Origin of the sequence: Streptomyces sp. NBC_01275, assembly GCF_026340655.1 — a bacterium.
In the GTDB taxonomy this organism is placed as follows: Bacteria; Actinomycetota; Actinomycetes; order Streptomycetales; family Streptomycetaceae; genus Streptomyces.
In genome coordinates this window covers 4,764,197-4,789,702 of sequence record NZ_JAPEOZ010000001.1, presented here as the reverse complement: position 1 = coordinate 4,789,702, position 25,506 = coordinate 4,764,197, and the positions used below count along the sequence as shown (strand labels likewise).

Below are 25,506 nucleotides of genomic sequence, written 5' to 3'. Positions count from 1 at the left end.
CACCGGGACCCATGAGACGCCGGGGGGCGTCGAGGTCCTCGGTGCCGTACGGGTGAATGCGCGACCGACCGCATCCGTACTTCGGGGGGACAGGAAACCAGCCGCCCTTTCCAGGCGCGCACGGATGCGCCTGCCCGAGGAGTAATCGTTCGATGAGCGAGCACCGTCGCAAACCGCCGCAGCCGCAGGAAGGCGGACGTGCCGCGGCCCGACGCGGCCAGTCCGGTCCGTCCTCCGGCCGCCGCGCGGCACCGCGAGGCGCCACCGGATCTCCTTCCGACTACGGGTTGGGTTACGGGTCCGGAGACGAGGAAGAGTCGTACGGCAGCCGCGCCGAGGCCCGGCGCGCGTCCCAGAGAAGCTCGGGCGGCCGGCGCAGAACGGCCGAGCCCGCAGGGGGCCGCCGTGGCGACCCGTCCGGGCCCGGACGGGGCAGAGGGCGCTCGGCGCCCGGCCGGAAGCGCCTCATTGACTATCCGCGCTCCGAGAAGGACGGCTGGCAGCGCTGGGTGCCGTCCTGGAAGCTCGTCACCGGCCTGTTCGTCGGCTTCGTGGGCAGCCTGGTGGCCGTCGCGGGCATCGGGTACGCCGTGGTGGGCATCCCGAAGGTCGCCGATACGGCGGAGGCGGAGAACAACGTCTACTACTGGAAGGACGGCAGCCAGATGGTTGCCACCGGTGGCGAGACGAACCGTCAGATCATCGGCCTCTCGCAGATCCCCGAGGAGATGCGCTGGGCGGTGATCTCGCAGGAGAACAAGACCTTCTACGACGACAACGGCATCGACCCCAAAGGCATCGCGCGCGCCGTGTTCAACATGGCGCGGGGCGGACAGACACAGGGTGGTTCGACGATCACCCAGCAGTACGTCAAGAACGCCATGCTGAACGACCAGTCGCAGACGATCTCCCGGAAGTTCAAGGAGATCATGGTGTCGGTCAAGGTGGGGGCCGAGGTCGACAAGAACGTCATCATGGCCGGCTACCTGAACTCCGCGTACTACGGTCGCGGCGCCTACGGGATCCAGGCCGCCGCGCGTGCCTACTTCGACAAGGACGCCATCAAGCTCGACCCGGGCGAGTGCGCGTTCCTGGCCGCCACGCTGAAGGGCGCCACGTACTACGACCCGGCGGGCGCGACGTCCATCGACTCGATCAACGCCACGCCCGAGAAGAACAGCAAGCGCGCCCTGCTCCAGATGCAGGACACCCTTGACAAGATGGTCGAGTACGGGCACCTCGACGCCTCGGTGCGGGCCAAGTACACGTCGCTTCCCAAGTGGAAGAACCCCCGGTCGAACACCGACCTGAAGGGGCAGGTCGGCTACCTCGTCGACCTCGCCAACAGCTATCTGGTCACCAACAGCAAGACGACCGGAATCACCCAGAACCAGCTGCAACAGGGCGGCTACTCGATCTACACGACCTTCGACAAGAAGAAGGTCACGGAACTCGAGGCGGCGGTCAAGAAGGTCCAGAAGGCCAAGATCAAGCCGGACCAGCGCCCGAAGACGGATACGCACGTCCAGTTCGGCGGGGCGTCCGTGGAACCGGACACCGGTGCCATCCGGGCCATCTACGGCGGTGAGGACGCCACCAAGCACTTCACCGACAACGCCGACCAGACCGGTGCCCAGGTCGGTTCGACGTTCAAGCCGTTCGTGCTCGCGGCCGCGATGACCTGGGGCGTGCGCGATCCGGATCTGGGCTCGTCCCAGGCGCAGGACGAGCGCACCATCGTCTCCCCCGACAGTCTGTTCAGCGGCCAGAACAAGCTCAAGATCAGGAACTACGACGGCACGATCTGGAAGAACGAGAAGGGCGAGGAGTGGCTGCAGACCAATGACGGCAACGTCTCCGCCGGCAGCGCGCCCAAATTCAAGATCGACCTGCGTGAGGCGATGCGTGAGTCGGTGAACTCCGCCTTCGTGCAGCTCGGCATGGATGTCGGTCTGGACAAGGTGAAGGAAGCCGCGGTCAGTGCGGGCCTGCGGGAGAACAGCCTGACCGGCACCGGCTTCCCGTCGTTCTCGATCGGCATCTCCGACCCGAGCGCGATCCGTATGGCGGGTGCGTACGCCACCTTCGCCTCCAGCGGCAAGCAGCGTGACCCGTACTCCGTCGAGAAGGTCACGAGCGAGAAGGGCCAGATCTTCACGCACGAGACCCAGACGAAGCAGGCGTACACCTCGAAGGTCGCCGACAACGTCACGGACGTCCTGAAGACCGTGGTCGACAAGGGCACGGGCACCGCCGCCCAGCTGCCGGGCCGTGAGGTGGCCGGCAAGACCGGTACCACCGACGGCAACAAGTCCGCCTGGTTCGTGGGCTACACCCCGCAGCTGTCGACCGCGGTGACCATGTTCCGCTACGACGACGACGAGACGAACAAGAACCGCACGTTCCTGGAGATGTACGGAACGGGCGGCGAGGCGAAGATCCACGGTGCATCGTTCCCGGCCCAGATCTGGCACGACTACATGGCCGAGGCGCTGGAGGGCACGCCGGTGAAGGACTTCCCGGAGCCGGAGCCCATCGGTGAGGTCGTCAACGAGGAACCGTCCCCGACTCCGACTCCCGCGGACATCGAGAGCGAGGAGCCGGAGCCGTCCCCGACACCGACCGCCACGGAGTCGGAGCCCGAGCCCTCCCCCTCGCCGACCGACACCTGTAACACCTTCTTCGGGTGTGATGACACGGGCGGTACGGACACGGGTGGCACCGACACGGGCGGCACGGGCGGGGACACGACCCCGACACCGACCGCTACGGATACGAGCGACACCTCGAGAGGAAACGGCAACGGCAACGGAGGACTCTTCGGAGGTCCAGCCGGGTAACCGCGCTATCGCCCGACTCGGGTGTTTCACGTGAAACATGCGGATGTTTCACGTGAAACGAGGGCCGCTCCACCGGACCAGGTGGGGCGGCCCTCGGCTTTTTCCTAGGTCCGTACGGCAGGATGTGGCCCATGCCCAGTGCAGAATCGACGCCAGTGCGCGTGCACGAGCCGGAGCCGGTGCGGCCGACCAGGGACGACAAGGTGGCCGCGGCCGGAAGTGAGCTGATCGGCGGCCCCCTCGGTCGGCGGGCCCTGACCGGGACGTCCTGGTGGACTCCCGTGCGGGTCGTCGCGCTCGTGGCGATCGGGATGTTCGCCCTCGGCTTGATCCAGAAGGCGCCCTGCTACAACGGCGCCTGGTTCTTCGGCGCCAGTTCCCAGTACACGCACGCGTGCTACTCGGACATCCCACACCTCTACCAGGGACGCGGGTTCGCCGACGGTCTCGTACCGTACTTCGACAAGCTCCCCGGCGACATGGACTACCTCGAGTACCCGGTGCTGACCGGCGTGTTCATGGAGGTGGCGAACTGGCTGACACCGGGCAGCGGCAGCCTCCAGCACCAGGAGCAGTGGTACTGGATGGTCAACGCAGGGCTGCTGATGGCCTGCGCGGCCGTCATCGCCGTCTGCGTGGCCCGTACGCATGCCCGGCGCCCCTGGGACGGTCTGCTGGTCGCCCTGGCCCCCGCCTTCGTGCTGACCGCCACCATCAACTGGGACCTGCTGGCGGTCGCCCTGACGGCCGCGGCGATGCTGATGTGGTCGAGGGGCCGGTCCGTCGCGTTCGGCGTTCTGCTGGGCCTTGCCACGGCCGCCAAGCTCTACCCCGTCGTACTCCTCGGACCGCTGTTCGTGCTGTGCTGGCGCGCGGGGAAGTGGCGGGACTTCGGCCAGGCCCTGGGCAGCGCCGTCATCGCCTGGCTGGTGGTGAACCTGCCGGTGATGCTCTTCGCCTTCGAGGGATGGTCGAAGTTCTACCGGTTCAGCCAGGAGCGGGGCGTCGACTTCGGCTCCTTCTGGCTGATCCTGGCCCAGAACTCCAGCGATCCGCTCACCACCGACAGCGTCAACACCCTCGCCACGCTCATGGTCGTGCTGTGCTTCCTGGGCATCGCGGGGCTGACGCTGACCGCGCCCCGCCGTCCTCGCTTCGCCCAGCTCGCGTTTCTGATGGTGGCGGCCTTCATCCTCACCAACAAGGTCTACTCGCCGCAGTACGTCCTGTGGCTGGTGCCGCTGGCCGTGCTGGCCCGGCCGAAGTGGCGGGACTTCCTGATCTGGCAGGCGTGCGAGGTCGCGTACTTCCTGGGCATCTGGATGTACCTCGCCTACACGACCAGCGGAGACGCCCACAAGGGCCTGCCGACCGACGGCTACCACTGGGCGATCGGCGCGCACCTGCTCGGGACGCTCTACCTGTGCGTCGTGGTCGTGCGCGACATCCTGATGCCGGAGCGGGACGTGGTGCGGCAGGCGGGCGACGACGATCCCTCGGGCGGTGTGCTCGACGGGGCGGAGGACGTCTTCGTCCTGGGCGCCGCGGCCCATCCGCCCCGGCACGCCTCGCACTTCGACGGGCCGCAGGTGGAGTGGGGCAAGCAGGACGCCGTCGACGGTTCGCTGTGAGCGAACAGCGGGCTGTCCCGACGTAGCACCGGAAGTGGCGCCGGACACCGAAGAGGCCGTACACGGATCTCCGTGTACGGCCTCTTCGGTGTCTACGTCTTTGGCGTCTTCTGGGTCGCTCGGGTGCTCAGCGGTCGACGATCCGGTCGAACTGCGTGGTGGTGTGCCGCAGATGGGCCACCAGCTCGTCGCCGACCTGGGGCTCCGGGGCGTCCGAGGGCACGAACAGGATGGACACCTGCATGTGCGGCGGCTCGGCGAACCAGCGCTGCTTGCCGCCCCAGACGAACGGCGAGAGGTTCCGGTTCACGGTGGCGAGACCGGCGCGGGCGACGCCCTTGGCGCGGGGCATGACGCCGTGCAGGGCCTTCGGGGCCTCCAGACCCACCCCGTGCGACGTACCGCCGGCCACGACGACCAGGAAGCCGTCGGAGGCCGCCTTCTGCTGCCGGTAGCCGAAGCGGTCGCCCTTGGCGACGCTGGTGACGTCCAGGACCGCGCCGCGGTACTCGGTGGCGTCGTGGTCCCCCAGCCACAGGCGGGTGCCGATGCGCGCGCGGAAGCGGGTCTGCGGGAACTGCTGCTGGAGCCGGGCGAGTTCGTCGGCCTTGAGGTGGCTGACGAACATGGTGTGCAGCGGCAGCCGGGCCGCGCGCAGCCGGTCCATCCAGCCGATGACCTCCTCGACGGCGTCGGAGCCGTCGGTGCGGTCCAGCGGCAGATGGATGGCGAAGCCCTCGAGTCTGACGTTCTCGATGGCGGCGTGCAGCTGCGGAAGGTCCTGCTCGCTGATGCCGTGCCGCTTCATCGACGACATCACCTCGATGACCACCCGGGCGCCCACGAGCCCGTACACCCCGTCGACCGAGGACACCGAGCGCACCACCCGGTCGGGCAGCGGGACGGGCTCCTCGCCGCGCCGGTACGGCGTCAGCACCAGCAGGTCGCCGCCGAAGAAGTCCTTGATGCGCGCGGCCTCGTACGTCGTGCCGACGGCCAGGATGTCCGAGCCCAGCCGCGTGGCCTCCTCCGCCAGCCGCTCGTGCCCGAAGCCGTAGCCGTTGCCCTTGCAGACCGGGACGAGGCTTGGGAACTGCTCCTGCACGTGCTTGTGGTGCGCCCGCCAGCGCGCGGTGTCGACGTAGAGCGTGAGCGCCATGGCCGGACCGGGACCTTTCTCGTGGCTGCCGTGTGGGGAAACGCGTCAGAGGCGTCAGAGGTATGGAATCACTGAACGTGACGTCAGCGGCGCGACATGTAGATGTCGAGCGCCTTGTGGAGCAGCTTGTTGAGCGGGAAGTCCCACTCGCCGAGGTACTCGGCGGCCTGTCCGCCCGTGCCGACCTTGAACTGGATCAGACCGAAGAGGTGGTCGGTCTCGTCCAGTGAGTCGGAGATGCCGCGCAGGTCGTAGACGGTGGCGCCGAGCGCGTAGGCGTCGCGCAGCATCCGCCACTGCATCGCGTTCGAGGGGCGGAACTCACGGCCGATGTTGTCGGAGGCGCCGTAGGAGTACCAGACGTGCCCGCCGACGATCAGCATCGTCGCCGCCGACAGGTTCACGCCGTTGTGGCGGGCGAAGTACAGCCGCATGCGGTTGGGGTCCTCGGTGTTGAGGGCCGTCCACATGCGCTGGAAGTACGACAGCGGGCGCGGCCGGAAGTGGTCGCGCACGGCCGTGATCTCGTACAGCCGCTGCCATTCCTCGAGGTCGTGGTAACCGCCCTGGACGACCTCGACGCCGGCCTTCTCGGCCTTCTTGATGTTGCGGCGCCACAGCTGGTTGAAGTTCCTGTGGACCTCTTCAAGGGAACGGTTCGCCAGCGGCACCTGGTAGACGTAGCGCGGCTGGACGTCGCCGAAGCCGGCACCGCCGTCCTCGCCCTGCTGCCAGCCCATCCGGCGCAGCTTGTCGGCCACCTCGAAGGCGCGCGGTTCGATGAAGTCGGCCTCGATGTCGCGCAGCCGCTTCACGTCCGGGCTCTGGATGCCCGCCTTGATGGAGGTGGCCTCCCAGCGCCGGATGATCACCGGCGGGCCCATCTTCACCGAGAACGCGCCCTGTTGCTTGAGGTGCGCGAGCATCGGTTCCAGCCACTCCGTCAGATTCGGCGCGTACCAGTTGATGACCGGGCCCTCGGGCAGATAGGCCAGGTAGCGCTTGATCTTGGGCAGCTGACGGTAGAGGACGAGGCCGACGCCGACGAGGTCACCGGTGCGTCCGTCGAACCAGCCGAGGCTCTCCGAACGCCACTCCGCCTTGACGTCAGCCCAGGCCGGAACCTGCATGTGGCTTGCCGACGACAGGCTCTGGATGTACGCCAGATGCTGCTCGCGGCTGATCGTCCTCAGGGTCAGGCTCATTCGGGGCGCTCCTCGGGCTGGGGTGTCCCCATGGGTACAGGGGCTCCGGCTCTCGCGCCGAAGCCTACTGCGCCTGGGAAGCGGCCTGACTGGGCGTACGGAACCTTCGCCCCGGCCCGAGGCCGGCCGGGGCGATACGGCAGGGTTCGTAGGCGCCCTACGCGCCTTTCGGTGAGGGCGGTGCCGGTGGTGCGGGACCGGTGCCGGTCAGGTCACCGGGGTCCGCCTCGGGTCACCAGAGTCCGCCGAAGAGGCCCCCGTGTGCCATGCCGAGGAAGAAGCCGACGGCGGAGGCGCCGAGGCCCAGGATCAGACCGAAGCGCTCACGGGTGGTCTCGGAGATCCACTGTCCGTACGCGCCGGTCAGGATTCCCACCAGACCGGTCCAGGAGCTGAGCAGATGGAGGTTGTCGAACATCGCCGTGACGAAGGCCGTCACACCGAGCACCAGGGTCACCGCGAGCAGCGTGTCCTGGACTGGATGGGCCTTTCCGTCCGTGGCGAAGAAGGATCCGGCGGTGTTGGGTCGCAATGCCTGTGCCATAGGGCACCTCCTGCGGAAAACGGCGCATCGTAGCGCCATACACACCCGATGTGTACAGATTGACGGTCCGAGGGGCCGGATTTCAACCGGAAGCCGGTGTGCAGGTAGTCTGTACCCTCTGCACCGGTGTCTGCCCAGGCACAGCCAGGAATTCCGCCCAGGTCACAGCGGGGGGCGTCGCAGGACGACCCCCGATTGTCAGTGGCGGCGGATACCGTTGCGAACGCATCACAACCCTCCTGCCACGGAACGACCGTGGCCGCTGAGTCCAAAGGAGGTGGGTTCCACATGCGTCACTACGAGCTCATGGTCATCCTCGACCCCGATCTGGAGGAGCGCGCTGTCGCCCCCCTGATCGAGAACTTCCTCTCCGTCGTCCGTGAGGGCAACGGAAAGGTCGAGAAGGTCGACACCTGGGGCCGTCGTCGTCTCTCGTACGAGATCAAGAAGAAGCCCGAGGGCATCTACTCGGTCATCGACCTGCAGGCCGAGCCTGCGGTCGTCAAGGAGCTCGACCGCCAGCTGAACCTGAACGAGTCGGTCCTCCGGACCAAGGTCCTCCGCCCCGAGACCCACTGAGCTCTCCCGCTCAGCTGATCTCGGGATTCGAGTAGCAGCAACAAGCAGCCAGCAGCAAACCCGCCGAGAGGTTCCCCCATGGCAGGCGAGACCGTCATCACGGTCGTCGGCAATCTTGTCGACGACCCCGAGCTGCGCTTCACCCCCTCCGGTGCGGCGGTCGCGAAGTTCCGTGTCGCGTCCACTCCTCGCACCTTCGACCGCCAGACGAACGAGTGGAAGGACGGCGAGAGCCTGTTCCTGACCTGCTCGGTCTGGCGTCAGGCGGCGGAGAATGTCGCCGAATCGCTCCAGCGAGGCATGCGCGTCATCGTGCAGGGCCGGCTGAAGCAGCGGTCCTACGAGGACCGTGAGGGCGTCAAGCGCACGGTCTACGAGCTGGACGTCGAGGAAGTCGGCGCCAGCCTGCGCAGTGCCACGGCCAAGGTCACCAAGGCCTCCGGCCGCGGTGGCCAGGGCGGCCAGGGTGGTTACGGCGGCGGCGGTGCCGGTGGCCAGGCAGGCGGCGGCTGGGGTGGAAACTCCGGCGGCGGTCAGCAGGGCGGCGGCGCTCCCGCCGACGACCCGTGGGCCACCAGCGCTCCTGCCGGCGGCAACCAGGCCGGCAGCGGTGGCGGTGGCGGCTGGGGTGGAAACTCCGGCGGCGGCAGCGGCGGCGGCTACTCGGACGAACCCCCCTTCTAGGCCCACGGGCCCGGGCATCCGGGCCGGTGCGGCTCGAAGGCGGGTCGAATCCCAACTTCTTGATCACACAGGAGAAACACCATGGCGAAGCCGCCTGTGCGCAAGCCTAAGAAGAAGGTCTGCGCTTTCTGCAAGGACAAGGTCACGTACGTGGACTACAAGGACACGAACATGCTGCGGAAGTTCATTTCCGACCGCGGCAAGATCCGTGCCCGTCGCGTGACCGGCAACTGCACGCAGCACCAGCGTGACGTCGCCACGGCCGTCAAGAACAGCCGTGAGATGGCGCTGCTGCCCTACACCGCGCAAGCGCGATAAGGGAAGGGTGACCGAAACATGAAGATCATCCTCACCCACGAGGTCTCCGGCCTCGGCGCCGCGGGCGACGTCGTCGACGTCAAGGACGGCTACGCTCGCAACTACCTGATCCCGCGGAAGTTCGCTATCCGCTGGACCAAGGGTGGCGAGAAGGACGTCGAGCAGATCCGTCGCGCTCGCAAGATCCACGAGATCCAGACCATCGAGCAGGCCAACGCTGTGAAGGCCCAGCTCGAGGGCGTCAGGGTCCGTCTGGCCGTTCGCTCCGGCGACGCCGGTCGTCTCTTCGGTTCCGTCACCCCGGCCGACATCGCTTCCGCGATCAAGGCTTCCGGTGGCCCCGAGGTCGACAAGCGCCGCATCGAGCTGGGCTCGCCCATCAAGACCCTGGGCGCCCACGAGACGTCCGTGCGTCTGCACCCCGAGGTTGCCGCCAAGGTCAACATCGAGGTCATCGCGGCCTGATCGCTGCGCTCGGCTTGAACAGCTGAGGAGGGGCCGTACCTGCCGGGTGCGGCCCCTTCCGCATGCCCGGGGCGGGACTCCCGGCTGCTGGGCTCGGCGTCGCGTGCTCATGATTCACGTGAAACGTCGGTTTCACGTGAAACAGTCAGCGCGGCACGCGGCACGCGGCACACGGCACACGGGAAGCAGGCAGTGGGTAACGGGTGAAACGGTCAGCGGGTTGCTCCGGTGACGATCCAGCGGCCCGAGCGGGCACGCACCCACAGGGTCAGCATCCGCACGGCCATCATCAGCGCCATCGCTCCCCATACGGCGGTGAGTCCGCCCCCGAGCGTCGGCACGAGCAGGGCCACCGGGGTGAAGACCGCCAGGGTGAGCACCATGGCCCGGGCGAGATAGGGGCCGTCTCCCGCGCCCATCAGGACGCCGTCCAGGACGAAGACGATGCCGCAGATCGGCTGGGAGAGCGCGACCACGAGCAGCGCGGGCAGCGCGGCGTTCGTCACGCTGGCGTCGTTGGTGAACAGCGGCAGCAGGAGTGGCCGGGACGCGATGACCAGGATCGCGAGGGCGGCGCCGACGGCGATGCCCCACTCGACCATACGACGGCATGCCTCACGGGCGCCCTTCGCGTCGCCGGCGCCGAGATGGCGCCCGATGATGGCCTGTCCGGCGATGGCTATGGCGTCGAGGGCGAAGGCGAGCAGGCTCCACACGGACAGGGCGATCTGGTGCGCCGCTATGTCGGCGTCCCCGAGACGGGCGGCCACGGCGGTGGCGATCATCAGAATCGCTCGCAGGGAGAGCGTGCGGACCAGTAGCGGAACACCTGCCTGGGCGGAGGCCCGGATGCCGGCGGCGTCGGGCCGTAGCGATGCGCCGTGACGGTGGGCTCCCCGGACCACCACGGTGAGGTAGACCGCGGCCATGCCGCACTGCGCGATGACGGTTCCCCAGGCGGACCCCGCGATGCCGAGGTCCGCGCCGTAGACCAGACCGACGTTCAGGGCGGCGTTCGCCACGAAGCCCGCGACGGCGACGTAGAGCGGTGTCCTTGTGTTCTGGAGTCCGCGCAGGACGCCGGTCGAAGCCAGGACGACGAGCATGGCCGGGATACCGAGTGCCGAGATCCGCAGGTAGGTGATCGCGTGCGGGGCGGCCGTGTCCGAGGCGCCGAAGAGCTCCACCAGCGCCGGGGCCGCGGGCAGGAGGGCGGCGATCACGGCGGCGCCGAGCAGCAGGGCCAGCCAGATGCCGTCCATGCCCTGGCGGATGGCGGCCGGGAGATCACCGGCGCCGACGCGTCGGGCGACGGCGGCGGTGGTGGCGTAGGCGAGGAAGACGAAGATGCTGACGGCCGTCGTCAGGAGTGCGGAGGCGATGCCGAGCCCGGCGAGTTGGGCGGTGCCGAGGTGGCCCACGATCGCGCTGTCGGCCATGACGAAGAGCGGCTCGGCGACGAGCGCGCCGAAGGCCGGCACGGCCAGTGCGACGATCTCTCGATCGTGCTGTCGCCGGGTGGCCCTGGGGGGCGCGGGAGCCTGTGTCATGACCACCAATCTAATCGTCCACAGGTAAGAGATGCAATTGCGTACTGACCCTTACTTGTGCTTGTGGTGCCCATTGTCTCGCGCAGCGTTCGAGGCGATCTTGGTCCGACCGGGAAAGTTTTTCTTCTGCACAGCCGGTGGATCGTAAACATGCAGGTCAGATGAGTCTCCCAAGAAAAGACGAGTGCTTGTTCACAGGGCTGTCCACCGGGTCGTGCACAGGTTTTGCGGAGTTCTCCACAGCATCCGGGCCGTCGTCCACATGGCCTGTGGATAACCAGATTGGCTGACGGTGCCCGCGGGCCTACCGTGGTCCGGCGCCCGCTCTCTCCACCGACCGATGAAACCCTCACAAAACCGTCGCGGCGGAACCGGAGTTGGGCATCTCGATTGTCAGTGTCGTGCCGTAGAACAGAAGGCACGGCGAGGTCCGCTCGGCGGACGGGAGGAGGTGGCTCGGTGAGCATTTCCGAGCCCTTGGACGACCCGTGGGCCGACAGTGGGCCCAGTGATCGTCTGCCCGCCCGTCGCCGCGGCGACGGAGGCCGCGGCCGTGACGAACAGCACGAACGGGGCCAGGACAGCGGGGCGTGGGAGGGCGGCACCGCCTTCGAGCGAGTACCGCCGCAGGACCTCGACGCCGAGCAGTCCGTCCTCGGCGGCATGCTCCTGTCCAAGGACGCCATCGCCGACGTCGTGGAGGTCCTCAAGGGCCACGACTTCTACAAGCCCGCGCACGAGACGATCTACCAGGCGATCCTCGACGTCTACGCGAAGGGCGAGCCGGCCGACCCCATCACCATCGCCGCCGAGCTCACCAAGCGCGGCGAGATCAACAAGGTCGGCGGCGCCTCCTATCTCCACACTCTCGTCCAGACGGTGCCGACGGCGGCGAACGCCGAGTACTACGCGGAGATCGTGCACGAGCGCGCGGTCCTGCGCCGTCTGGTGGAGGCCGGCACGCGCATCACCCAGATGGGATACGCGGCCGACGACGACGTCGACGAGATCGTCAACCGAGCCCAGGCCGAGATCTACGCCGTCACCGAGCAGCGCACCAGCGAGGACTACCTCCCGCTCGGCGACATCATGGAGGGCGCTCTCGACGAGATCGAGGCGATCGGCTCGCGCAGCGGCGAGATGACGGGTGTGCCCACCGGCTTCACCGACCTCGACTCGCTCACCAATGGCCTGCACCCGGGCCAGATGATCGTCATCGCGGCCCGTCCCGCCATGGGCAAGTCCACACTCGCGCTGGACTTCGCGCGCGCGGCGTCGATCAAGCACAACTTGCCGAGCGTCATCTTCTCCCTCGAAATGGGGCGCAACGAGATCGCGATGCGTCTGCTGTCTGCCGAGGCCCGCGTGGCCCTGCACCACATGCGGTCCGGCACGATGACGGACGAGGACTGGACCCGCCTGGCACGCCGGATGCCCGAGGTCTCCTCGGCACCGCTCTTCATCGACGACTCCCCGAACCTGTCGATGATGGAGATCCGCGCGAAGTGCCGCCGACTGAAGCAGCGCAACGACATCAAGCTCGTGATCATCGACTATCTGCAGCTGATGCAGGCCGGTGGTTCCAAGCGCTCCGAGAGCCGTCAGCAGGAGGTCTCGGACATGTCCCGAAACCTCAAGCTGCTGGCCAAGGAGCTCGAAGTCCCGGTGATCGCGCTCTCACAGCTCAACCGTGGTCCCGAGCAGCGCACGGACAAGAAGCCGATGGTGTCCGACCTGCGTGAGTCCGGCTCCATCGAGCAGGACGCCGACATGGTGATCCTTCTGCACCGCGAGGACGCGTACGAGAAGGAGTCGCCGCGCGCGGGCGAGGCCGACATCATCGTGGGCAAGCACCGTAACGGCCCGACGGCGACGATCACCGTGGCCTTCCAGGGCCACTACTCACGCTTCGTGGACATGGCGCAGACCTGATCCGCCGCTGTGGGGCGCGTCTGCTCGACGGGCGCGTCCAAGGAGGCGAGGAAACCTCGGGCCTCGGACATGGTCATGCCGGTCTCCTCCTGAACGATGCGGACGGCGGTGAGGGGATCCTCGTCGCCCTGCAGCAGACGGATCCGGGCGACGATGCTGCCTCCGCCGAACTCCGGCGGGATCTGCTCTCGAAGGAACCGCGCGCCCGACGGTGTCGCAGAACGCCACCGCCGTCTCCAGGGACGGTCAGGACCGCAGCTCCTTGACGACCTGGATCTTCGGCGTCTTCGCCAACAGATCGGCGATGTGCAGCGGCAGCACAGGGTTCACGGCGCCCATGGAGCCAGAGCCGTCGGCGAAATGAACTCGACTCCGGCTGTGCGGGCGGCTGGACTGGGCCCATGACGACACCTCAGGAAGAGCTGCTTCCCGGCACACGGCGGGCGCTGCTGCACCGGATCGCCGTGGCCCAGGCCGAGGGGCGGGCCCCGTCGCTCGTCGCCGCGGTCGTCCGCGACGGACGGACCGTGTGGCACGGGGCGCGGACCTCGGTCGACGGGCACGCTCCGGACGAGAACGTGCAGTACCGGATCGGCTCGATCACCAAGACCTTCACCGCCGTCCTCGTGCTGCGGCTGCGCGACGAGGGAGCACTCGACCTCGAAGATCCGCTGGAGAAGCATCTGCAGGGCACGGGCGCGGGAGAGGTCACGATCGCCCACCTGCTCGCGCACACGGGCGGATGGGCGGCGGAGACACCCGGCCCGTGGTGGGAGCGGACGCCGGGTGCGCTGCGGCCCGGCCTCGCCGACGTCCTCGGAGACCAGGCCGCGCCGCATCCCGCCGGCCGCCGTTTCCACTACTCGAACCCCGGCTACGCCGTCCTCGGCGCCCTCGTCGAAGAGGTGCGCGGAGTTCCGTGGGAGGAAGCACTGCGGCGCGAAGTGCTCGAACCTCTGGGCCTGGACCGTACGAGCGTCCGATCACAGGCCCCGGCCGCGGGCGGCTGGGCGGTGCATCCCTGGGCCGACGCGATGCTGCCCGAACCCGTGGAGGACTTCGGCCGGATGGCTCCTGCGGGCCAGCTCTGGTCCACCACCGGCGACCTCGCGCGGTTCGCCGCCTTCCTGGCGCGGGGCGACGACCGGGTGCTCAGCGCGGAGACCCTGCGTGAGATGCGGACGCCTGCGGCGCCGGCCGAGGTCGGCGACGTGGCGGACGGCGCCGCGTACGGGCTCGGTCTGCAGATCCAGCACCGGGACGGCCGACTGCTCGTGGGCCACTCCGGTTCGGTGCCGGGCTTCCTGGCGAACCTCACCGTCGGCGTGGCGGACGACGTTGCCGCGGTGGTCCTCGCCAACTGCACCTCCGGCCCTCCGCTGGCGCAGGTGGGCGCCGATCTCGTAGGCATCGTCGCCGAGGCCGAGCCGCGGATTCCTGCACCGTGGCGTCCGCTGCGGGACGTCGACCAGGCCGTCCTGGAACTGGCGGGTCAGTGGTACTGGGGGACCAGTCCGGTCGCCCTGCGTGTCATGGCCGACGGACTCGTCTCCTTGGGGCCGCTCTCCGGCGGCGGCCGGCGCTCACGGTTCCGGCCGAACGGGGACGGCACCTGGACGGGCCTGGAGGGGTACTACGCCGGAGAGGCTCTCCGGGCCGTACGGCGGCCGGACGGAACGGTGGACCACCTGGACCTCGGGTCGTTCGTGTTCACGCGCCAGCCGTACGACGTGGGGGCGGCTGTGCCCGGTGGTGTCGATCCGGAGGGGTGGCGGGGGATCGGTTAGCCGTCGCCGCGTGCGAGAGGCGCCGTGTTTCACGTGAAACACGGCGCCTCTCGCACGAAGGCCGAGACCCGGTGAGCGCTCGTCGTCCGCAGAGTTCTTCAGAGTTGCAGCTTGAAGCCCACATGAGACGCCACGAAGCCCAGCCGCTCGTAGAAGCGGTGGGCATCGGTGCGGGTGGCGTCGGAGGTCAGCTGCACCAACTGGCAGTTCTCCCGCCGGGATTCCTCGATGGCCCACTCGATGAATCGGGTGCCCAGACCGCTGCCGCGCTCGTCGGCGTGCACACGGACGCCCTCGACGATCGACCTGGTCGCGCCACGACGGGACAGACCGGGCACGATCGTCAGCTGGAGGGTGCCGACGACGCGTCCCTCCCGCACCGCGACGACCAGGCGCTGGTTCGGATCTGCAGTGAGCCGCTCCAAGGCGATCAGATACGGGGCGAGGTCGTCCGGCGACTCACGCTGTGCGCCCAGGGGGTCGTCCGCGAGCAGGGCGACGATCGTGGGGACGTCGTCGGCGACGGCGGCTCGTATTTCAAGATCTGACATGGCCGCACCCTATGCAGCGGCGGGCGCCTTCAGTGATTCGACGACCCGCACCAGCGGGGCCAGTTCCGGGTTCAGGGCAGCCGCGTCGAGGGCCTCGCGCAGTGCGGCGTCGTTGGTCGGACGGGCCTGGTCGACCAGCTTGAGGCCGGCCTCGGTGACGTTGGTGTAGATGCCGCGACGATCCGTGGGGCACAGGTAGCGCTCGAGCAGTCCGCGGTCCTCGAGCCGGGTGACCAGCCGGGTGGTGGCGCTCTGGCTGAGGACGACCGCGTCGGCGACCTGCTTCATCTGCAGATGCCCCCCGTCGCCGTCGTGCTGCCGGCTGAGCACGTCGAGCAAGGCGTACTCGCGCACGCTCAGGTCGTGCCCGGCCTGCAGCGCGCGCTCGATGTGGGCCTCGATCCTCCCGTGCAGCAGGGAGAGGGCGCACCAGCCCTGGGCGAGAGCGGTGAGTGCGGGGTCCGTCGCAGTCATGGGCGTTCTCCTCGGTCCCGGAGCGGCTGACACCAGGATAGAGCAGCTCCGCAATAGTCGGCGGTTGCATATAGCCCGCGTATGCAACTATTGTGAACGCAGGTAAAGCACACCTGCAATCATCTGGGAAGGTCTTACCCCCTCATGCCTCTCGCGCTTCTGGCCCTTGCGATCGGGGCCTTCGGAATCGGAACGACCGAGTTCGTGATCATGGGCCTGCTGCCCGAGGTCGCGGGCGACTTTGGGATCTCCATCCCCACGGCCGGCTTCCTGGTGACCGGATACGCACTCGGCGTCATGTTCGGAGCCCCGTTGATGACCGTCCTCGGCACCAAGGTCTCCCGCAAGCGGATGCTGATGGTGCTGATGGGACTGTTCATCATCGGCAACCTGCTCTCCGCCATCGCCCCGACCTTGGCCGTGATGCTGATCGGCCGTGTGGTCGCCTCGCTCGCCCACGGCGCGTTCTTCGGCATCGGCTCGGTCGTCGCGTCCGACCTGGTCGCCCCGGACAAGAAAGCCGGCGCCATCGCGATGATGTTCACCGGTCTCACCGTCGCCAACGTCGTCGGAGTCCCGCTGGGCACCCTCGTCGGACAGCACGTCGGCTGGCGCGTCACCTTCGCCGTCGTCGCCGGGCTCGGAGTCGTCGGCCTGGCCGGCATCGCCAGGCTGGTCCCCGAGATGCCGCGGGCCGAGGGCGTACGCCTCCGTCACGAACTGGCCGCCTTCAAGAACACCCAGGTCCTGCTCGCCATGGCGATGACCGTCCTCGGCTTCGGCGGAGTCTTCGCCGCCATCACCTACATCGCGCCGATGATGACCCACGTGGCCGGCTTCGCCGACGGCTCGGTCACCTGGCTGCTGGTCCTGTTCGGTCTCGGCATGGTCGGCGGCAACCTCGTCGGCGGCAAGTACGCCGACCGTGCCCTGATGCCCCTGCTGTACGTCTCTCTGGGCGCTCTGGCGGTCGTCCTGGCGCTCTTCACGCTCACCGCCCACAACAAGGTCCTCGCGGCCGTCACGATCGTTCTGATCGGCGCCCTGGGCTTCGCCACCGTCCCGCCGCTGCAGAAGCGCGTCCTAGACCAGGCGCATGGCGCTCCCACGCTGGCCTCGGCGGTGAACATCGGCGCCTTCAACCTCGGCAACGCGCTGTCCGCCTGGCTCGGCGGCCTCGTCATCGCTGCGGGCCTCGGCTACACCGCCCCGAACTGGGTCGGCGCCGCCCTCGCCGCGGCCGCCCTGCTCCTCGCCCTCGTCTCGGCCGGCCTGGAGCGCCGCGACAGCGCACCCAGCGCCGTCGTCGCCGGTGCTACGCCCATCCGGCAGCAGACGCCGGTCCACCGCTGATCCCCATCCGTCCGCCGGGCCAGGGCCGTCCCGGCGGGCCTGTGCCGTCATCCCCACCACAGCGACATCGCAAGGAGAAACAGCTCATGAGCACCACCACCGCCGTAGCGCCCCTGACCATCCATGACGCCGAAGTCCTCGTCACGGCCGCCCGTCGCGCCGCCGAGGTCGCCGGGGCCACGGTCAGCGTCACCGTCCTGGACGCAGGCGGCCAGCTGCTGGCCTTTCGACGGAAGACCGGGCCGTGCTGATCTCGGGCGAGACGAGCACGCGCAAGGCGTACACGGCGCTTCAGCTCGACGCCCCCACCGCAGACCTCGTCGACGCCGTGCAGCCCGGCGGTCTCTTCCACACCCTGCCCACCGCACTCGATCGGCCGCTGCTGTTCATCGCGGGCGGTGTGCCGGTCCATCGCGACGGCCGCCTGGTCGGCGCCATCGGGGTCGGCGGGGGTGCCCCGGACCAGGACCACGGCTTCGCCACGGCCGTGGTGGCGGCCCTCGTCTGACGACGACGGCCCAGAAGGAGAACGCGCACGAACGTCGCCGGTTGCCGCTCCTCGGGCAACCGGCGTTCTCGCGCCCGCGTCGTCTCAGCCGGCCGCCACCGTCAGGGGAGCGAAGCGCCGGCTCCAGTCGCCTGGCAGCTCCGCGATCCCGTAGGTCATGACGGAGTTGAAGGCGACGGTCTCCAGGCCCCGCGCCTTCACCCACGCCAGCAGTTCCTCGTGCCGTACATCGATGTCGGTCCGCAGCGGACGGTCGGTGTGTGCCGCGAGTGAGGCCAGGAGCGCCTTCGCGGTCTCTGTGTCCCGGGCGATCAGGGGTCCTACGACATGGTTGTTCATGTTGGGCCAGGCGGCCGCGTAGCCGATGATCCGGCCGTTGTCCTCGGCGACCCGCAGCCAGTCGGCGAAGGCGGGCAGCCGGGTGACGACATGCGTGCGGTCGGCTCCGAACACCTCCTCGTCGAGCCGGAGGATCGTGGTGAGGTCCTCGGCCGTGGCCGCCCGCGTGGTGACTTCCGGCACAGGTCCCCCGGGAGTGAAGTGCCCGCGCACCATCTCCGCCCGGCCCGTGGTCTTGAAGCCCAGCTCTTCATAGAGCGGACGGCCGTTCGGGGTGGCGTGCAGGGTCAGTGGCGTGGTGCCCATCACGGAGAGGACGTGACGCATCAGCCGCCGGCCGACGCCCTGCCGGGCGTGCCGTTCAGCGACCAGCACCATGCCGATGGCGCCGAGACTGGGGTGGCCGTGTGGGCCGTACTCGGTGACGACACAGGCGCTGACAAGACCTCCGTCGGGGTCGTCGACGCCGTACCCCTTGCCGGCTGAGAGGAGGAAGCCCCACTTGTGCTCCTCGCGTGGCCACCCCCGGTCCTCGGACAGGTCGGCGCAGGCGGAGAGGTCGCGGTGCGTCAGACGGCGGATCGGCAGAGCGGTGGGGGAAGGAGTCGGCACGCAGGTCAGGCTGACCGACCGGCGGCCTCGGCGTCCACCTGTTTCCCCGGAGACGTACGTGCTTTTGGCCATGTCGTGGCCAACCGCACAGCGCGCTGCCAACGAGGCTGTTTCACGTGAAACAAAGGGCTGTTTCACGTGAAACAGCGGCGGCCGACGCGGAACCCCGTCGGTGGGGACTCGCGGCCCGCTTCCAGCGGGAAGGATCAGTGGGATGCCGATGAATTGGTGTGTCCCGCCCGGTAATTGAAGGAACCGACGGTTCGCACCCCAACCGTCGCCCAGGTGAGGGAAGGGGGGACTTGTGCGGCGAGCGGCGGCCGGTATGGTCGACTCCGGTTCGCTACTGGGATGTGGTGCGCGAGAGGGAGGGCGCTGGGGGGCTCTGTCGCACTCTCGCCTCAGGTGTTCGTGCGAAGCGGGAACGCGGGTGGACTGCGGCCGTCTCGGTCGCGGAACCCAACGGAACAGCAAGCCGTCTGCGGGGGAAGCAGGCACCTTCCGATCCAGGAAGTGCGCAGACCGATCGAAAGATGTTCGAGGCGAGGCACACCATGGACGCTCCGACCACCAGGTCGGCCGACAACGGCACCTCCGGCGGCGGGGACGGATGGTTCAAGCCCCGCAAGCAGCCCGAGCCGGGCGCCGGGGGCGAGCAGGCGCCTTCGGACGGCCGCCGTCTGGCCGCAATGCGGCCGGTGGGCCGCAACTCGACCGACGCAGCCGACGGATCGCCCCAGAACGGTGTGACGGATGCGGAGTCCCGAATACCCGCGGGCCCGCCGAGTCCGCCCGCGACGACGGCGCCCACGACCGCTCAGCCCCCGGCTCAGGTCGAGCCCTCGGCTCCCGGTTGGCTCCAAGCTCCCGTCGAGGCCGAAGTCTCCGTCGACGCACAGGCTTCCGCCGAGTCACGGGCCGCCGCGGACCCCTGGGCACCCGCCGGTCTTCGGGCAACTGCCCAGCCTCAAGCCACTACACAGCCTCAAGCCACGACACAGCCTCAAGCGGCCGCAGAGCCTCAAGGAACCGCCCACTGGCAGACCCCCGTCGGGCTCCAAGCCTCCGCCGAGCCATGGATCCCCCTTCAGCCGCAGGCATCCGACCAGGTAGCGGCTCATCCCACGACCCATGTGCCCGCGCAGCACCCCGCGTTCGCCGATCCCCTTGTGCCCGCCCAGCGGTCCGCTCCTGCCACGGCGGCCGCCTCGCCGGACGCCGTTCTCATCCGCCGGACCATGGCCGAGGTGGCACCCGTGGCCGACAAGGTCACGTCGTACTTCTACGCGCTGCTCTTCGTCCGTCACCCCGGCCTGCGTCCGCTCTTCCCGCCTGCGATGGACGCCCAGCGGGACCGGCTGCTCAAGGCCCTGCTGACCGCCGCCGAGCACATCGACAACACTCCGGTCCTCGTCGACTACCTGCAGAACCTCGGCCGCGGCCACCGCAAGTACGGCACCCGGGCCGAGCACTACCCGGCCGTCGGCGAATGCCTCATCGGCGCGCTGAACAAGTACGCCGGCGCGGTATGGGACGCCGAGACGGAGGCGGCCTGGGTCCGGACGTACACGACGATCTCCCAGGTGATGATCGACGCGGCGGCCGCGGACGAACTGCGCGCGCCGCCCTGGTGGTACGCCGAGGTCGTCTCACACGACCTGCGGACGCCGGACATCGCGATCCTCACCGTCCGTCCCGACCAGCCCTACCCCTTCCTCGCCGGGCAGTACGCGAGCCTGGAGACGCCGTGGTGGCCGCGGATCTGGCGGCACTACTCCTTCGCCTCCGCGCCCCGCTCCGACGGGCTGCTGACGTTTCATGTGAAGGCCGTCCCCGCAGGCTGGGTCTCCAACGCGCTGGTGCACCGAGGCCGGCCCGGCGACGTCGTACGGCTCGGCCCGCCGGCCGGTTCGATGACCGTCGATCACACCCGGGACAACGGACTGCTCTGTCTGGGCGGCGGCACCGGCATAGCACCCATCAAGGCGCTGGTCGAGGACGTCGCCGAGCACGGCACACGCCGCCCGGTCGAGGTGTTCTACGGCGCCCGCAGCGACCACGACCTGTACGACATCGACACGATGCTCAGGCTCCAGCAGTCCCACCCCTGGCTGGAGGTCCGCCCGGTGGTGGACAAGGCCGGACTGCTCCAGCTGCCCGACGCCATACGCGCCTTCGGGCCCTGGTCCGGGTACGACGCCTATGTCTCCGGCCCGCCCGGCATGATCCGCAGCGGTGTGGACGCCCTGCGCGGCGTCGGCATCCCCGCGGAGCGCATACGCCATGACTCGGTCGAAGAGCTCGTCGCCACCGGAAGCTGACCCGGTGCCCCGCAGGCCCGGGCAGGGCAGAGCAGGGCAGGGCCGGGCAGGGCCGCAACCGGTCTCTCAGCCCAGGTCGGGGGCGTGCATGGCCCGTACGCCCTCGATGTTGCCGTCGAGGTAGTGCCGCAGCGACAGCGGTACGAGGTGGACGGAGGCGATCCCGACACGGGTGAACGGCACGCGGACGATCTCGTACTCGCCGACGGGCTCGTCGACCTCGGGACCGTGTCGTAGGGCCGGGTCCATGGAACCCAGTCGGCAGACGAAGAAGTGCTGCACTTTCACGCCGGTCGCGCCGCCGTCGTCGCCGATGTGCTCGACGGTGTCGACGAAACACGGCACCACGTCAGTGATCTTGGCGCCGAGCTCCTCGTACACCTCGCGGTGCAGGGCGTCGACGACGGTCGCGTCCTCCGGCTCGACCCCGCCTCCGGGAGTCAGCCAGTAGGGATCCACGCCGGGCTTGGTGCGTTTGATCAGAATCAGGTCGTCACCGTCCAGCAGAACGGCGCGGGCGGTGCGCTTGACCACAGGTCGGACGGTCATGGGAGAAATGTGGCCCCGCTGGTTCCACGTGAAACATCGCAAGCCGTCACCGGGTGACCTCGGCTCGTGACATCGTGCCGGAACCCGCTCAGCACCACGCGGCCGCGGACGCCAGCAGCCACTCGTGGGCCCGCGCCACATGGGGCATCGCCAGCGTGCCGGTGCGCACCACCAGGACGTACGTCCGCAGCGGCGGCACCGCCGGCTCGTGGAGTGCGACGACGTCACCGTGTTCCAGGGCGTCCGCCGACAGATAGCGGGGCAGTACGGCCAGACCGGCGCCCGCGATCGCGCAGGCGAGGACGGCGCGCAGGTCGGGGACGACGACGGTGCCCGAGGCGGCGGGGCGGGAGTCGAAGACGGAGGCCCAGTAGCGGGAGACGAAGGGCAGCGACTCGTGCACCTCGACGACGGGGAGGTTCTCCAGGGCGGACGCGCCCTTACGGCGCAGCCTGCCGGCGTCGATCCGCTCGGACCACTGCGGGGCGGCGACCAGGACGTGCTCCTCGTCGCACAGCAGGGTGGCCGTGAGCAGCGCGCCGCGCGGCCGGGCCGTGCTGATGGCGAGGTCGTGGTGTCCGGCGGACAGCCCCTCCAGGACCTCCTCGGCGTTGCCGAAGGAGGCGCGCAGGGCGAACCCCTGTCCGTCGTGCCCGGTCAGCTCGGTGAGCGCGGGCAGAGCCCGTTCGGCGGTGAACTCGGGGGGACCGGCGAGGTGCAGCGTCCTGAGAGAGGACTCGTCGTCGAGGCCGGTCTCGGCGATCTCCACCAGGGCGTCGAGGTGGGGCGCGGCCTTGTGCGCGAGCTCGTCCCCGATGGTGGTCGGTGTCACCCCGCGGGCCTGGCGCAGGAAGAGAGGGCGGCCCAGCTGTCGTTCCAGTGTGCGGATCTGGGAGGTGACGGCCGGCTGGGAGAGGCCCAGCAGGGCGGCGGCGCGGGTGAAGGAGCCGGCCCGGTGCACGGTCACGAACGTGCGCAGCAAGGCCAGATCCATGGGGCGTCCTCCCTCTTCCCTGCCTTTCTCCCGGCTCCGAGGCAGGCCGAACGATAAATATGCCGATAGGTATCTGACACTACTGTGATTGGACACTGACACAGAGTCAACTAGCCTTGTTCGCGCGGTTCTTCGCGCGCAGAACCGAGGACGGTCCGAGCCACGAGGGGGGAGGCTCGGACCGTCCGTCGTGCGTAACGCGACACCACCCGGGCGCCGGTAAGCCGGTCATCGCGTCGACTCCTCCAGCGCACGCAGCACATCCGCCACGAGATCCTCGGGATCCTCGGCGCCGACCGACAGCCGGATGAAGCCCTCCGGCACCGCGTCCCCGCCCCAGCGTCCGCGTCGTTCAGCCGTGGAGCGCACCCCGCCGAAGCTCGTCGCGTCGTCCACGAGCTTCAGGGACTCGAGGAAAAGCTCGGCATGCGCGCGCGTGGGCAGCGTGAAGGAGACCACGCACCCATAGCGCCGCATCTGTTGCGAGGCCACCCTGTGAGAGGGATCGTCGGGCAGCCCCGGGTACCGCAGCCCGGTCACCTCGGGTCTGCCGCGCAGCGCCTCCGCCACGGCCAGGGCGCTGGCGTTCTGCCGGTCGACGCGCAACTGCAGCGTGGCGATCGACCGATGCGCGAGCCAGGCCTCCATGGGCCCCGGGATCGCTCCGGCGATCTTGCGCCAGCGCCGCACGGCCGTCATCGGCTCGCCCGACCGTCCCGTGACGTAGCCGAGGAGGATGTCGCCGTGGCCCGTGAGCTGCTTGGTGCCGCTGGCCACCGAGAAGTCGGCGCCGAGCTCCAGTGGACGCTGCCCGAGCGGGGTGGCCAGCGTGTTGTCGACGGCCGCCAGAGCGCCACGCGCGTGTGCCGCCTCGACGAGCCGCCGGATGTCGCACACGTCGAGCCCCGGGTTCGAGGGGGACTCGATCCACAGCAGCTTCGCCCCGTCGAGGACGTCGAGCTGGGCGTCGCCGCCGGTCGGCGCGGTGCGCACCTCGATGCCGTACGCCTCCAGCTGCGCGCGTACCAGGGGCAGCACCTGGTAGCCGTCGCCGGGCAGGACGACCGTGTCCCCGGAGCGCAGCTGGGAGAAGAGGACCGACGAGACCGCGGCCATCCCGGAGGCGAAGACGAGCGTCTCGACGCCGTCCTGCCCGGGTGCCTCGAGCTCGCCGATGGCGCGCTCCAGATGGGTCCAGGTCGGGTTCTCGTCGCGACCATAGGTGTACGGACCCGTGGGCTCGCCCGGCAGATGGAAGTGCGCGGCGAAGACGGGCCCCGGCAGGGTCGGCTCGTGCTTCACCGGCTCGGGCAGCCCGGCCCGCACCGCGCGCGTGCCGTCGCCGGCGCTCGCGACAGAGCCTCCGTCCGCTGGGGGATCGTTTGCGGAATCGTTCATGCCAGGTGTCCTTCCACGTCCTCGCGTACCGCGGCGAGCAGTCCCGTGCTCGCCTCCTCCACCATCTCAAGGCACTCCTCGAAGCCGTCCAGGCCCCCGTAGTAGGGGTCGGGGACGTCGAGGTCGTCCTCGGCCACTGTGGGGCCGTAGGAGCGCAGCAGACGCACCTTCGCGGCGTCCTCGGCGGTGGGGGCGAGGAGGAGCAGGGTCTTGAGGTGGCCGGAGTCCAGGGCGATCACGAGGTCGAGTCGGGCGAACCAGGACGGCTCGAAGCGCCGGGCCGTGTGGTCGAGGGTGTAGCCGTGCCCCTCCAGGACGGAGAGGGCGCGTGGGTCGGCGTTCTCGCCCTCGTGCCAGTCGCCCGTGCCGGCGCTGTCGACCTCGACCAGCTCGTCGAGACCGGCCTCCACCACCCGCGCGCGGAAGACCGACTCGGCCATCGGCGAACGGCAGATGTTGCCGGTGCAGACGAAGCAGACGCGGTAGGTCATGGCGGACTCAGTCCCCGTCGGGCAGGACGACGTTGAGCGCCCAGGAGACGACGGAGATGATCAGTCCGCCCAGGACCGCCGTCCAGAAGCCCTCGACGTGGAAGCTCAGGTCGAACTTGTCTGCGAGCCACGAGGTCAGCAGCAGCATCAGGGCGTTGACCACCAGGGTGATCAGACCGAGCGTCAGTATGAACAGGGGGAACGTCAGCACCTTCACGATCGGCTTGACCAGGAAGTTGACCAGGCCGAAGAGCAGGGCGACGACGATGAGGGTGCCGATCTTCTTGCCCGTGCTGTCACCGGTCAGGGTGATCTTGTCGAGCAGCCAGACGGCGACCGCCAGGGCGCCTGCGTTGGCGATCGTCTTGACTACGAAATTCTTCATGTGTCTGATCGTGGCAGAAGAGATCGGTTACGAGTGTGGACGAGGGCGATGAAGGCATTCCGGCTGGATGAACTCGAGGCCGAGCGGGCCGCCAACGACGGCGCTTACCTGCAGTTTCTGCGCGAACGGAACATGTCGGTCGGGCTGTACGCGCTCGACGCCGGCGAGCACGACCCGCAGAATCCGCACCAGCAGGACGAGGTCTACTTCGTGGTGAGCGGGCGCGCCTCCATCACCGTCGGCCTGGAGACCACCCAGGTGGCGCGCGGCAGCGTGGTCTACGTCCCGGCCGGGGTCGCCCACAAGTTCCACCACATCAGCGAGGACCTGCGGGTCCTGGTGGTCTTCTCGCCGCCCGAGAGCTGAGCGTCTCCGCCTTGCAGCCCATCCGCGGCCTCAGGGTTCCCTAGGGGATCGGTCAGGGGAGGACAAGGGGTGCCAGGCCCCCGTCGGCCCCCCTTCGGATCTAGCATCGAGAGCGGGCCGTCAGAAGGACCGGATGGACCCGATGGACCGGGCCCGACCGGGGCGCCGGACGGCTGAGAGACGAGGACAAGGGCGATGCGAGAGATCTTCACGGGACTGCCGTGGTGGGTGAAGTGGGTGGCGGTGCCGGTCATCGCGCTCGTCGTGTTCGGCGGTCTGATAGCCAGTGTCGTCGGCTTCGTGGTCTACCTGCTGTTCAAGGTGCTGATCTTCGTGGCGCTGGTCGGCGGACTGATCTACGTCGTACGGAAGTTCATGTCGAGTTCCTCGTCGCGCAGCGACTGGTGAAGCGACTGGGGAGTGGTACGGGAGACCGGTGAAGCGGTAACAGGAATCACCGGTTCCCTCGGC

General features: G+C 69.1%; 24 protein-coding genes and 1 pseudogene. 13 read left to right on the top strand and 12 right to left on the bottom strand.

The window, feature by feature from the left end:
- The first annotated feature begins 152 nt into the window (after positions 1-152).
- Positions 153-2,840 carry a transglycosylase domain-containing protein gene (locus tag OG562_RS21090; RefSeq protein WP_266400025.1) on the top strand — a complete coding sequence of 896 codons (2,688 nt, stop codon included), beginning with the start codon at positions 153-155 and terminating at the stop codon, positions 2,838-2,840.
- 131 nt (positions 2,841-2,971) lie between these two features.
- On the top strand, positions 2,972-4,471 hold the full coding sequence (locus OG562_RS21085) for a glycosyltransferase family 87 protein (protein ID WP_266400023.1): 1,500 nt from the start codon (positions 2,972-2,974) through the stop codon (positions 4,469-4,471).
- A 127-nt stretch (positions 4,472-4,598) separates the two neighbouring features.
- Here OG562_RS21085 and OG562_RS21080 read toward each other — a convergent pair whose 3' ends face one another.
- The 3 genes from OG562_RS21080 to OG562_RS21070 all read right to left on the bottom strand — a co-directional run bounded on the left by OG562_RS21080 (position 4,599) and on the right by OG562_RS21070 (position 7,379).
- Positions 4,599-5,630 carry an alanine racemase gene (locus OG562_RS21080; RefSeq protein WP_266400021.1) on the bottom strand — a complete coding sequence of 344 codons (1,032 nt, stop codon included), beginning with the start codon at positions 5,628-5,630 and terminating at the stop codon, positions 4,599-4,601.
- A gap of 83 nt (positions 5,631-5,713) precedes the next feature.
- Positions 5,714-6,835, bottom strand: a complete 1,122-nt coding sequence (locus tag OG562_RS21075; protein ID WP_266400019.1) for a peptidoglycan bridge formation glycyltransferase FemA/FemB family protein — start codon at positions 6,833-6,835, stop codon at positions 5,714-5,716.
- 232 nt (positions 6,836-7,067) lie between these two features.
- The gene (locus tag OG562_RS21070; protein WP_266400016.1) at positions 7,068-7,379 is read right to left on the bottom strand and encodes a hypothetical protein; all 312 of its coding nucleotides are present in this window, start codon (positions 7,377-7,379) and stop codon (positions 7,068-7,070) included.
- Positions 7,380-7,667: 288 nt separating this feature from the next.
- On the opposite strand from OG562_RS21070, the gene rpsF reads away from it, so the two are divergent.
- From rpsF to rplI, 4 genes are all read left to right on the top strand, one after another.
- The gene (rpsF, locus tag OG562_RS21065) at positions 7,668-7,958 is read left to right on the top strand and encodes a 30S ribosomal protein S6 (RefSeq protein WP_266400014.1); all 291 of its coding nucleotides are present in this window, start codon (positions 7,668-7,670) and stop codon (positions 7,956-7,958) included.
- Positions 7,959-8,036: 78 nt separating this feature from the next.
- On the top strand, positions 8,037-8,642 hold the full coding sequence (locus OG562_RS21060) for a single-stranded DNA-binding protein (protein WP_266400012.1): 606 nt from the start codon (positions 8,037-8,039) through the stop codon (positions 8,640-8,642).
- 81 nt (positions 8,643-8,723) lie between these two features.
- Positions 8,724-8,960: a 30S ribosomal protein S18 gene (rpsR, locus tag OG562_RS21055; RefSeq protein WP_020130672.1), complete on the top strand. Its 237-nt coding sequence runs from the start codon at positions 8,724-8,726 to the stop codon at positions 8,958-8,960.
- 18 nt (positions 8,961-8,978) lie between these two features.
- Positions 8,979-9,425 (top strand): 50S ribosomal protein L9, encoded by a 447-nt coding sequence (gene rplI, locus OG562_RS21050; RefSeq protein WP_266400007.1) that lies wholly within the window; start codon positions 8,979-8,981, stop codon positions 9,423-9,425.
- A 212-nt stretch (positions 9,426-9,637) separates the two neighbouring features.
- Here the strand turns inward: rplI and OG562_RS21045 are convergent, their stop codons facing one another.
- Positions 9,638-10,975: an MATE family efflux transporter gene (locus tag OG562_RS21045; RefSeq protein ID WP_266400004.1), complete on the bottom strand. Its 1,338-nt coding sequence runs from the start codon at positions 10,973-10,975 to the stop codon at positions 9,638-9,640.
- 459 nt (positions 10,976-11,434) lie between these two features.
- On the opposite strand from OG562_RS21045, the gene dnaB reads away from it, so the two are divergent.
- Together dnaB and OG562_RS21035 are read left to right on the top strand one after the other, a co-directional pair.
- Positions 11,435-12,907 (top strand): replicative DNA helicase, encoded by a 1,473-nt coding sequence (dnaB, locus tag OG562_RS21040; protein ID WP_266400003.1) that lies wholly within the window; start codon positions 11,435-11,437, stop codon positions 12,905-12,907.
- Positions 12,908-13,308: 401 nt separating this feature from the next.
- Positions 13,309-14,694: a serine hydrolase gene (locus tag OG562_RS21035; RefSeq protein ID WP_266400001.1), complete on the top strand. Its 1,386-nt coding sequence runs from the start codon at positions 13,309-13,311 to the stop codon at positions 14,692-14,694.
- 98 nt (positions 14,695-14,792) lie between these two features.
- On the opposite strand, the gene OG562_RS21030 is transcribed toward OG562_RS21035, so the two are convergent.
- Together OG562_RS21030 and OG562_RS21025 are read right to left on the bottom strand one after the other, a co-directional pair.
- Positions 14,793-15,245 (bottom strand): GNAT family N-acetyltransferase, encoded by a 453-nt coding sequence (locus OG562_RS21030; RefSeq protein ID WP_266399999.1) that lies wholly within the window; start codon positions 15,243-15,245, stop codon positions 14,793-14,795.
- Positions 15,246-15,254: 9 nt separating this feature from the next.
- The gene (locus OG562_RS21025; protein WP_266399997.1) at positions 15,255-15,719 is read right to left on the bottom strand and encodes a MarR family winged helix-turn-helix transcriptional regulator; all 465 of its coding nucleotides are present in this window, start codon (positions 15,717-15,719) and stop codon (positions 15,255-15,257) included.
- A 144-nt stretch (positions 15,720-15,863) separates the two neighbouring features.
- On the opposite strand from OG562_RS21025, the gene OG562_RS21020 reads away from it, so the two are divergent.
- Positions 15,864-17,072: an MFS transporter gene (locus OG562_RS21020; protein WP_266399995.1), complete on the top strand. Its 1,209-nt coding sequence runs from the start codon at positions 15,864-15,866 to the stop codon at positions 17,070-17,072.
- Between the two features lie 86 nt (positions 17,073-17,158).
- Positions 17,159-17,580, top strand: a pseudogene (locus tag OG562_RS21015) (heme-binding protein).
- Positions 17,581-17,664: 84 nt separating this feature from the next.
- Here OG562_RS21015 and OG562_RS21010 read toward each other — a convergent pair.
- Positions 17,665-18,531: a GNAT family N-acetyltransferase gene (locus OG562_RS21010; RefSeq protein ID WP_266399994.1), complete on the bottom strand. Its 867-nt coding sequence runs from the start codon at positions 18,529-18,531 to the stop codon at positions 17,665-17,667.
- A 554-nt stretch (positions 18,532-19,085) separates the two neighbouring features.
- Here OG562_RS21010 and OG562_RS21005 point away from each other — a divergent pair.
- Complete coding sequence (locus OG562_RS21005) at positions 19,086-20,852, top strand: globin domain-containing protein (protein WP_266399992.1); 1,767 nt, start codon at positions 19,086-19,088, stop codon at positions 20,850-20,852.
- Between the two features lie 66 nt (positions 20,853-20,918).
- Here the strand turns inward: OG562_RS21005 and OG562_RS21000 are convergent, their stop codons facing one another.
- From OG562_RS21000 to OG562_RS20980, 5 genes are all read right to left on the bottom strand, one after another.
- A complete protein-coding gene (locus OG562_RS21000) occupies positions 20,919-21,401 on the bottom strand; it encodes an NUDIX domain-containing protein (protein WP_266399990.1) in 483 nt (160 codons plus the stop codon).
- Between the two features lie 88 nt (positions 21,402-21,489).
- On the bottom strand, positions 21,490-22,395 hold the full coding sequence (locus OG562_RS20995; protein WP_266399988.1) for a LysR family transcriptional regulator: 906 nt from the start codon (positions 22,393-22,395) through the stop codon (positions 21,490-21,492).
- Between the two features lie 228 nt (positions 22,396-22,623).
- Positions 22,624-23,793: a cystathionine gamma-lyase gene (locus tag OG562_RS20990; RefSeq protein WP_266399987.1), complete on the bottom strand. Its 1,170-nt coding sequence runs from the start codon at positions 23,791-23,793 to the stop codon at positions 22,624-22,626.
- Entirely contained in the window at positions 23,790-24,284 is a 495-nt protein-coding gene (locus OG562_RS20985; protein WP_266399984.1) for a low molecular weight protein-tyrosine-phosphatase, read from the bottom strand. Before OG562_RS20985 ends, OG562_RS20990 begins: the two co-directional genes overlap by 4 nt.
- A gap of 7 nt (positions 24,285-24,291) precedes the next feature.
- Positions 24,292-24,669, bottom strand: coding sequence for a phage holin family protein (locus OG562_RS20980; RefSeq protein ID WP_093779093.1), 378 nt, complete (start codon positions 24,667-24,669; stop codon positions 24,292-24,294).
- Positions 24,670-24,717: 48 nt separating this feature from the next.
- On the opposite strand from OG562_RS20980, the gene OG562_RS20975 reads away from it, so the two are divergent.
- Positions 24,718-25,035, top strand: coding sequence for a cupin domain-containing protein (locus OG562_RS20975; protein WP_266399979.1), 318 nt, complete (start codon positions 24,718-24,720; stop codon positions 25,033-25,035).
- Positions 25,036-25,230: 195 nt separating this feature from the next.
- A complete protein-coding gene (locus tag OG562_RS20970; protein WP_266399978.1) occupies positions 25,231-25,443 on the top strand; it encodes a DUF5326 family protein in 213 nt (70 codons plus the stop codon).
- Positions 25,444-25,506: the final 63 nt, after the last annotated feature.